The organism is Buttiauxella noackiae ATCC 51607, from assembly GCF_001654865.1.
In the GTDB taxonomy this organism is placed as follows: Bacteria; Pseudomonadota; Gammaproteobacteria; order Enterobacterales; family Enterobacteriaceae; genus Buttiauxella; species Buttiauxella noackiae.
Genome location: NZ_LXEO01000056.1, coordinates 1 through 7,949 on the forward strand (window position 1 = coordinate 1; position 7,949 = coordinate 7,949).

Below are 7,949 nucleotides of genomic sequence, written 5' to 3' on the forward strand. Positions count from 1 at the left end.
GTATATCAGGACTAGTCATAACGAATAAAAAAAAGAGCGGACTTAATGTCCGCTAAATGATTCACGTTGGCTTCAGTACTTAGTTCGGAGAACAGGCGTTTCCCTACAACACAACCATGCTTCATGGATGGTTTGTGCTGTTGATGGCTATTATTCAATATGAATGGTTGATAGGGATAATCGTTCGTTGCTATGATTTCTATCGCCATGGGCTATCATGGCGACGGAGGATAGAGAATGAATATTCGTGATCTAGAATACCTGGTGGCGCTGTCTGAGCATCGTCACTTTCGTCGGGCAGCGGATGCCTGCCATGTCAGTCAGCCAACGCTTAGCGGCCAGATTCGGAAACTTGAAGATGAACTCGGCGTGATGTTGCTTGAACGCACCAGCCGTAAAGTGTTGTTCACTCAGGCGGGTTTGTTGCTGGTGGACCAGGCTCGCACTGTACTGCGAGAAGTTAAAGTCCTTAAAGAAATGGCGAGTCAGCAGGGCGAGGCGATGTCCGGACCGCTGCACATTGGCTTAATTCCAACCGTTGGGCCTTATCTGCTGCCGCAGATTATCCCAATGCTGCATAAAACTTTCCCCAAACTAGAAATGTATCTGCATGAGGCGCAAACCCATCAGCTGTTAGCGCAGCTTGATAGCGGAAAACTCGATTGTGCGATTCTCGCTTTGGTGAAAGAGAGCGAAGCCTTTATTGAAGTGCCGTTGTTTGATGAGCCAATGATGCTGGCGATCTATCAGGATCACCCGTGGGCGGACCGTGATCGCGTACCATTGTCGGATCTTGCCGGTGAAAAGTTGCTGATGCTCGAAGACGGGCATTGCCTGCGCGATCAGGCGCTGGGTTTCTGTTTTGAAGCGGGAGCTGAAGAAGACACGCATTTCCGTGCAACCAGCCTTGAAACGCTGCGTAACATGGTCGCTGCCGGAAGTGGGATAACATTGTTACCTGCGCTGGCCGTTCCAAACGAGCGCTGCCGTGACGGCGTGGTTTATCTGCCATGTTATAAACCAGAGCCGCGTCGTACTATTGGCCTGGTTTATCGTCCGGGTTCTCCACTACGTGGCCGCTATGAGCAACTCGCAGAGGCCATCCGTACACATATGGATGGCCATTTTGAGTCAGAGTTAAAACAAGCGGTTCAAGCCGTTTAAAGCCGCTACCCGATAGGCCTCCGCCATAGTCGGGTAGTTGAAGGTGGTGTTAACAAAGTACTCAATCGTGTTGCCGCCACCTTTCTGCTCCATAATTGCCTGGCCGATGTGAATAATTTCTGCCGCGCGTTCACCAAAGCAGTGAATCCCTAAAATCTCTTTCGTCTCACGATGGAAGAGAATTTTTAGCGTGCCCACGTTCATACCGACAATTTGCGCGCGAGCGAGATGTTTGAACTGCGCCCGTCCCACTTCGTACGGTACTTTCATCGACGTTAATTGCTGCTCGGTTTTGCCGACTGAACTGATTTCCGGAATGGTATAAATGCCGGTCGGAATATCTTCAATCAGATGCGCCGTTGCTTCGCCTTTAACCAGGGCCTGGGCCGCGATTCTGCCCTGATCGTAAGCCGCAGATGCCAGGCTTGGGTAACCAATCACATCGCCGACGGCATAGATATGCGGTTGTGCGGTCTGATACATGCTGTTGACCTTCAACAGACCGCGGCCATCGGCTTCCAGCCCAACATTTTCCAGTGACAGCGAATCGGTATTACCCGTGCGCCCGTTCGCATAAAGCAGGCAGTCGGCTTTCACTTTTTTGCCTGATTTTAGCGAGACAATAACGCCATCTTCCACGCCTTCGATGTTCTCAAACTCTTCGTTGTGGCGAATAACGACACCGCTATTCCAGAAGTGGTAAGAGAGCGAGTCGGACATCTCTTGATCGAGAAATGCCAACAGGCGATCGCGGGTATTAATCAAATCAACCTTGACGTTCATGCCACGGAAAATCGACGCATACTCACAACCAATCACCCCTGCGCCATAAATAATGACGTGGCGTGGTTCGTGATGCAGGTTAAGAATGGAATCACTGTCGTACACTCGCGGATGGCTGAAATCGACTTCTGGCGGACGATAAGGGCGCGAGCCACAAGCAATAATGAACTTCTCGGCGGTGATCATCTCCACCGAGCCATCATGGCATTCCAGCGAAATAGTATGCGCATCTACAAAACGTGCATCCCCCTGCAACATCTCGCAGCGATTACGCTCATAAAAGCTCTGGCGCATGCGAGTTTGTTGGTTAATGACGCTATCAGCGTGATTAAGAATGTCGGCAAAGGAAGAACGGAGGAGATGGGTGTGGTCGCTATATAAAGGGTTTTGGTTAAATTCGATAATGCGGCTGACTGCGTGGCGCAGCGCCTTTGAGGGGATGGTTCCCCAGTGAGTGCAACCGCCACCCACGTTATGGTAGCGCTCAACAACGGCTACCCTTGCTCCGAGTTTCACCAGCCCCATTGCGGCACCTTCGCCGCCAGGACCGGAACCAATTACTATTGCGTCATAATCGTAGGTGTGTGACATGGTAAGGCTTACCTGTTCTTATACATAAAAGCAACACAATGGTAACATCAACAGCGGGATAACCCAATTATCCTTGTGCTTTTTGCTGTGTAACGCGAGGCGGCTCGCGTAAACAATCATTCACAATCCTGTATAAAACCAGTTAAGTTATTCTCTGGTATAGTGCGAGTTCGATTAAGAGATTCAGGCAATATGATGGGTGTAAGAGCGCAACAAAAAGAAAGAACCAGGCGTTCTCTGGTCGAAGCCGCGTTTAGCCAGTTAAGTGCTGAACGAAGTTTTGCCAGCCTGAGTTTGCGCGAGGTCGCCCGTGAGGCTGGTATAGCGCCAACATCGTTTTATCGCCACTTTCGTGATGTTGACGAACTGGGTTTAACGATGGTTGATGAAAGTGGCCTGATGTTGCGCCAGTTGATGCGTCAGGCACGGCAAAGAATTGCTAAAGGCGGAAGTGTAATCCGTACCTCCGTCTCAACATTTATGGAATTTATCGGTAATAATCCCAACGCGTTCCGTTTGTTGTTGCGTGAGCGTTCCGGAACTTCTGCCGCATTTCGTGCCGCTGTTGCCCGTGAAATTCAGCACTTTATTGCGGAACTTGCTGACTATCTGGAACTCGAAAATCGCATGCCTCGCAGCTTTACTGAAGCGCAGGCAGAAGCAATGGTTACGATTGTCTTTAGTGCTGGTGCTGAAGCGCTGGACGTTGATGCCGATCAGCGTCGTCAGCTTGAAGAGCGCCTGGTACTTCAGTTACGCATGATTTCAAAAGGTGCGTACTACTGGTATCGCCGGGAGCAAGAAAAAGTGGCATTAGCTCAAATATCTGAAGAGTGAGTAAAGGAAGAGCAATGAAACAGTTACAAGAGAGAGGCACGCTCGGGCTGGCGTTTATTGCGGGCCTGGCAATTAACGGAACGTTTGTCGCGCTATTTAGCTCGGTCGTACCGTTTTCCATTTTCCCGATGATCACGCTGGTGCTAACAGTGTACTGTTTGCATCAACGCTACCTGAACCGTACGATGCCAGTTGGCCTACCAAGTATTGCTGCGGCGTGCTTCGTGTTGGGGGTCTTGTTATATAGCGCGGTTGTACGGGCTGAGTATCCGGCGATTGGCTCTAACTTCTTGCCTGCGGTGCTTTCAGTCGCATTGCTGTTCTGGATTGGTTTCAAAGTTCGTGCCCGTAAAGCGCAGGTCACTGAATAGTATTCTTAGCCAGAAATAATAACGGACGCCTCGGCGTCCGTTTTGCTATTTGCGTGTCAGCCACACACCGCATTCCATATGATGTGTATACGGGAACTGGTCGAAGAGCGCCAGACGCAACACATTATGGGTTTCGCTTAATACTTCCAGATTCTCGCACAGGGTTTGTGGGTTGCAGGAAATATAGAGAATACGCGGGTATGCCTGCACCATCTTCACGGTGTCTGCATCCAGGCCGCTACGCGGTGGATCGACGAAAATGGTTTCGCACTGATAGCCTTTCAGGTCGATACCTTTCAGGCGCTTAAACTCACGTACGCCATTCATTGCCTGAGTAAAATCCTCTGCTGCCATACGAATAATCTGCACGTTTTCAATTTCATTCGCCGCAATGTTGTACTGTGCAGCCGCAACTGACGGTTTGGCGATTTCAGTCGCCAGCACACGGTTAAAGTTTCGTGCCAGCGCCAGGGAGAAGTTACCGTTACCACAGTACAATTCCAGCAAATCGCCCCTGGAACCCTGAGTTGCATCCAGTGCCCATTCCAGCATATGAACATTCATCGCGGCATTCGGCTGAGTAAAACTATTCTCAACCTGGCGATAAATCATCTCTTTACCGGCAACGGTCAAACGCTCATCAATGAAATCCTGATCTAACTCGATTTTGGTCTTTGTAGCACGGCCAATTAAATGAACGTTGAAACCCTGAGCACGCAGATTATCGCGCAATGCTTCAGCGTGTTGCTGCCACTCTTCATCCAACTTGCGATGATAAAGCAACGAAACCACAGCCTGATTGCTCATGGTAGTCAGATAATCAATCTGGAAAAGCTTATAACGTAGGGCGGGAATATCACGCACACCATCGAGCATTGCTGGCATTAGCGCGTTGATAAGCGCACTTGCTGCCGGGAAACTATTGACTCGAATACGCTGCTTGGTTTCCTGGTCAAACATGATGTGGTACAGGTCGTCTTCATCGTGCCAGATGCGGAATTCAGCGCGCATCCGATAATGGCTGACTGGCGAACGGAACACCTCCGGCGCGGGAGCTGCAAAAGGGGCCATCATGCTTTGCAAGCGGGCGACTTTTTCGGCCAGTTGCGCGTCGTATTGTTCAATAGGGAGATGTTCGGGGGTCATGAGCTGATACCTGTAAGTAAAGTCAAACTACGCGGCGAATTGTAGGGAATAGGTGCGTGATGTCCAGTGCTGTTGCATTTTGATGCTTATAGACAAGATTATTAACAACGTCGTAGCATAGCGTTTCCGGCCTTTTTACAAGTTAAAAGGGAACCCAGTGCAATTCTGGGGCTGACGCGCAGCGGTAAGGAATAGTGGGATGAGAGCCAAGTGCAGACACTGCTTAATAAAGTGGGAAGTCATCATCCGTAAAACACATCCAAGCCCGAAGACCTGCCGGTATACGTCGCAATCTGCATAACTATCGCGTGCTATCTGTTATGTCTGCGGCATCCTTAATGGAAGTGGATGCTTATATAAATGATGATTAAAAAACTTTCGCTGGTTACGGCTGTGTCCGTAACGGCTTTTTCTGCCTGGGCGCAAGACAGCAATTCTGATGACACTCTAATCGTAACGGCAAACCGTTTTCAGCAACCGGTGAATACTGTGTTGGCTCCAACTTCTATCGTAACGCGTGAAGATATCGACAAGTGGCAGGCTAAATCTCTTGTTGATGTTATGCGTCGTTTACCGGGTGTTGATATAGCTGTTAGCGGTGGTATTGGGCAAAATAGTGATATCTATATTCGTGGTGCGGAGTCACGCCATACATTGGTGTTGGTCGATGGTATCCCTCTTGCAAAATCGGGTATTGCTGGGACAGCCGATTTCAGCCAGATTCCTTTATCGCTTGTGCAGCGTATTGAATTGATCCGTGGCCCGCGCTCTGCGGTTTATGGCGCTGATGCTATCGGTGGTGTAATTAATGTCATTACTCAAAACAATACTCCCGGCGGTCAAATCCAAGCGAGTATCGGCTCCAATCATTTTCAACAATATGATGGAAGCGTTCGTCAGCAGGTTGGCGATAAGACTTTAGTGACGGTAGCGGGTGCTTTTGAAGACACCAAAGGATTTAACGTCCGTCCTGATTCTCCCTACAGTGTTGATAGTGATCGTGATGGTTTTCGCAATAAAACCTTCTGGGCTGGTGTGAATCACACCTTTAACGATCAGTTCAGCGGATTTGCACGTGGCTATGGTTATAGTAATAAGACAGGCTATGACGCAGGTTATCGTGATGGTGGTGATGAGCGGCAGCTTTACAACCACACTTATGAGACTGGCCTGAACTTCACCAATGGGATTTACTCTTCCGTACTGACTGGTAGCTATCAGCGTTATAAGGATTACAATTATGCTAGTACGCTGGGGTTGTATAACGTTGGTACTTCTCTTGACGATATGACCCAGCGGAATCTGCAATGGGGAAATAGTTTTGTTGTTGGCCAAGGCACTATCAGTGCTGGCATTGACTGGCAGCAGCAGGAACTGACTTCATCTGATACTTTCACCGCTGACACCTATAAGCGTGACAACACTGGATACTACCTTACAGCACAGCAGCATGTTAAAACCGTAACCCTCGAGGCTTCAGCCCGTGGTGATGATAATGATCAGTTTGGTTGGAATGGCACTTGGCAAACCGCTGCAGGGTGGGAGTTTGTTCCCGATTATCGCGTGACTCTATCTTATGGTACTGGATTCCAGGCACCAACGTTAGGGCAAATGTATGGGCAGAAGCGCCTGAGTATTATACCTAATCCTGATCTAGACCCAGAAAAATCGCAGCAATGGGAAATTGGCTTTGAAGGACAAACTGGGCCACTGAATTGGCAGTTGTCAGCCTATCGCAACAAAATTGATAACCTTATTACCTATTATTACGATGATGACACTTGGCAGGGGACTTACTACAACATTCAGTCAGCGACAATTAAAGGTATAGAATGGACTGGTAGCTTCGATACGGGTATTTTCAGCCATCAAATAACCTTAGGATATTTGGACCCGCGTCGTGATCAAGATGATGAGGTCTTAGCGCATCGCTCTAAGCAACAGTATAAATATCAACTGGACTGGAATATGTTTGGTTTTGATATGGATGTGGCTTACCAATATTTTAGTAAGAGCTTTAATAATAATACCAACCAATTCGCTTCAACTCAGCGTCGGATGCCGAGTTACAGCTTGGTCGATATTGCTGCCTCATATCCAATAACCTCTCATCTCACCGTTCGTGGTAGAATCGCCAACCTGTTCGATAAAGATTACGAGACGGTTTATGGCTATCAAACCCCAGGACGGGAATATTACCTCACTGGCAGCTATACCTTCTAATACACGTCCCACCGTACTGGTTTTTGACTCCGGTGTCGGTGGGCTTTCTGTGTATGACGAAGTCCGGCAGCTTTTGCCTGACCTGCACTATATATATGCTTTCGATAACGTAGCATTCCCCTACGGCGAGAAAAGCGAAGAGTTCATAGTTGAGCGCGTAGTTGAAATTGTTACTGCGGTTCAGGAACGCTACCCACTCGCACTCGCTATCATCGCCTGCAATACGGCGAGTACCGTTTCGCTTCCCGCGCTCCGTGAGAAATTTGCTTTCCCTGTTGTAGGCGTTGTTCCAGCTATTAAGCCAGCTGCACGCCTGACGACTAATGGTGTGGTGGGTTTACTGGCGACTCGCGGTACAGTTCGCCGTCCTTATACGCACGAACTGGTTGCACGCTTTGCGTCGGAATGCAAAATCGAAATGCTCGGTTCGGCGGAGTTGGTGGAATTAGCAGAAGCCAAGTTACATGGTCAACCTGTCGACCTTGAGGAACTGCGTAAAATCCTTCGGCCGTGGCTAAGAATGAAAGAACCACCAGATACAGTGGTATTGGGTTGCACCCATTTCCCTCTATTAGAAGAAGAGTTGCTGGAAGTCCTGCCGGAAGGCACTCGGTTGATAGATTCAGGTGCTGCGATTGCTCGCCGTACGGTATGGCTTTTAGAACATGAATCTCCGAATGCATTATCTGCAGATGAGAATATTGCGTTCTGCATGGGGCTCACGCCAGAGATTGCTCAATTAGCACCCGTTTTACAGCGTTATGGCTTCCCAAGGCTTGAAAAACTAGCTGTATGCAGCGATTTTGAATAAAAAAGCGACGGTTGAAATAAAAA

At 48.8% G+C, this 7,949-nt stretch carries 7 protein-coding genes and 1 riboswitch; of the genes, 5 read left to right on the top strand and 2 right to left on the bottom strand.

The annotated features are described in order from the left end of the window. The first annotated feature begins 237 nt into the window (after nt 1-237). On the top strand, nt 238-1,164 hold the full coding sequence (oxyR, locus tag M979_RS18230; protein WP_034461386.1) for a DNA-binding transcriptional regulator OxyR: 927 nt from the start codon (nt 238-240) through the stop codon (nt 1,162-1,164). On the opposite strand, the gene sthA is transcribed toward oxyR, so the two are convergent. Continuing rightward, a complete protein-coding gene (gene sthA / locus M979_RS18235; RefSeq protein ID WP_034461384.1) occupies nt 1,138-2,538 on the bottom strand; it encodes a Si-specific NAD(P)(+) transhydrogenase in 1,401 nt (466 codons plus the stop codon). The genes oxyR and sthA overlap by 27 nt on opposite strands. 192 nt (nt 2,539-2,730) lie before the next feature. Between sthA and fabR the strand changes: the two genes are divergently transcribed. Both fabR and M979_RS18245 read left to right on the top strand, forming a co-directional pair. Then, a complete protein-coding gene (gene fabR / locus M979_RS18240) occupies nt 2,731-3,375 on the top strand; it encodes an HTH-type transcriptional repressor FabR (protein WP_115631628.1) in 645 nt (214 codons plus the stop codon). Between the two features lie 14 nt (nt 3,376-3,389). After that, nucleotides 3,390-3,746 (top strand): YijD family membrane protein, encoded by a 357-nt coding sequence (locus M979_RS18245; RefSeq protein WP_064555958.1) that lies wholly within the window; start codon nt 3,390-3,392, stop codon nt 3,744-3,746. 45 nt (nt 3,747-3,791) lie between these two features. Here M979_RS18245 and trmA read toward each other — a convergent pair whose 3' ends face one another. Continuing rightward, nucleotides 3,792-4,892 carry a tRNA (uridine(54)-C5)-methyltransferase TrmA gene (gene trmA, locus M979_RS18250; RefSeq protein ID WP_064555959.1) on the bottom strand — a complete coding sequence of 367 codons (1,101 nt, stop codon included), beginning with the start codon at nt 4,890-4,892 and terminating at the stop codon, nt 3,792-3,794. 110 nt (nt 4,893-5,002) lie between these two features. Next, nucleotides 5,003-5,187, top strand: a riboswitch (cobalamin riboswitch). A gap of 68 nt (nt 5,188-5,255) precedes the next feature. Here trmA and btuB point away from each other — a divergent pair. Beyond that, complete coding sequence (gene btuB / locus M979_RS18255) at nt 5,256-7,115, top strand: TonB-dependent vitamin B12 receptor BtuB (protein WP_157093271.1); 1,860 nt, start codon at nt 5,256-5,258, stop codon at nt 7,113-7,115. Next, the gene (gene murI, locus M979_RS18260; protein ID WP_074388682.1) at nt 7,060-7,926 is read left to right on the top strand and encodes a glutamate racemase; all 867 of its coding nucleotides are present in this window, start codon (nt 7,060-7,062) and stop codon (nt 7,924-7,926) included. The genes btuB and murI overlap by 56 nt, the downstream gene beginning before the upstream one ends. Nucleotides 7,927-7,949 lie beyond the last annotated feature (23 nt).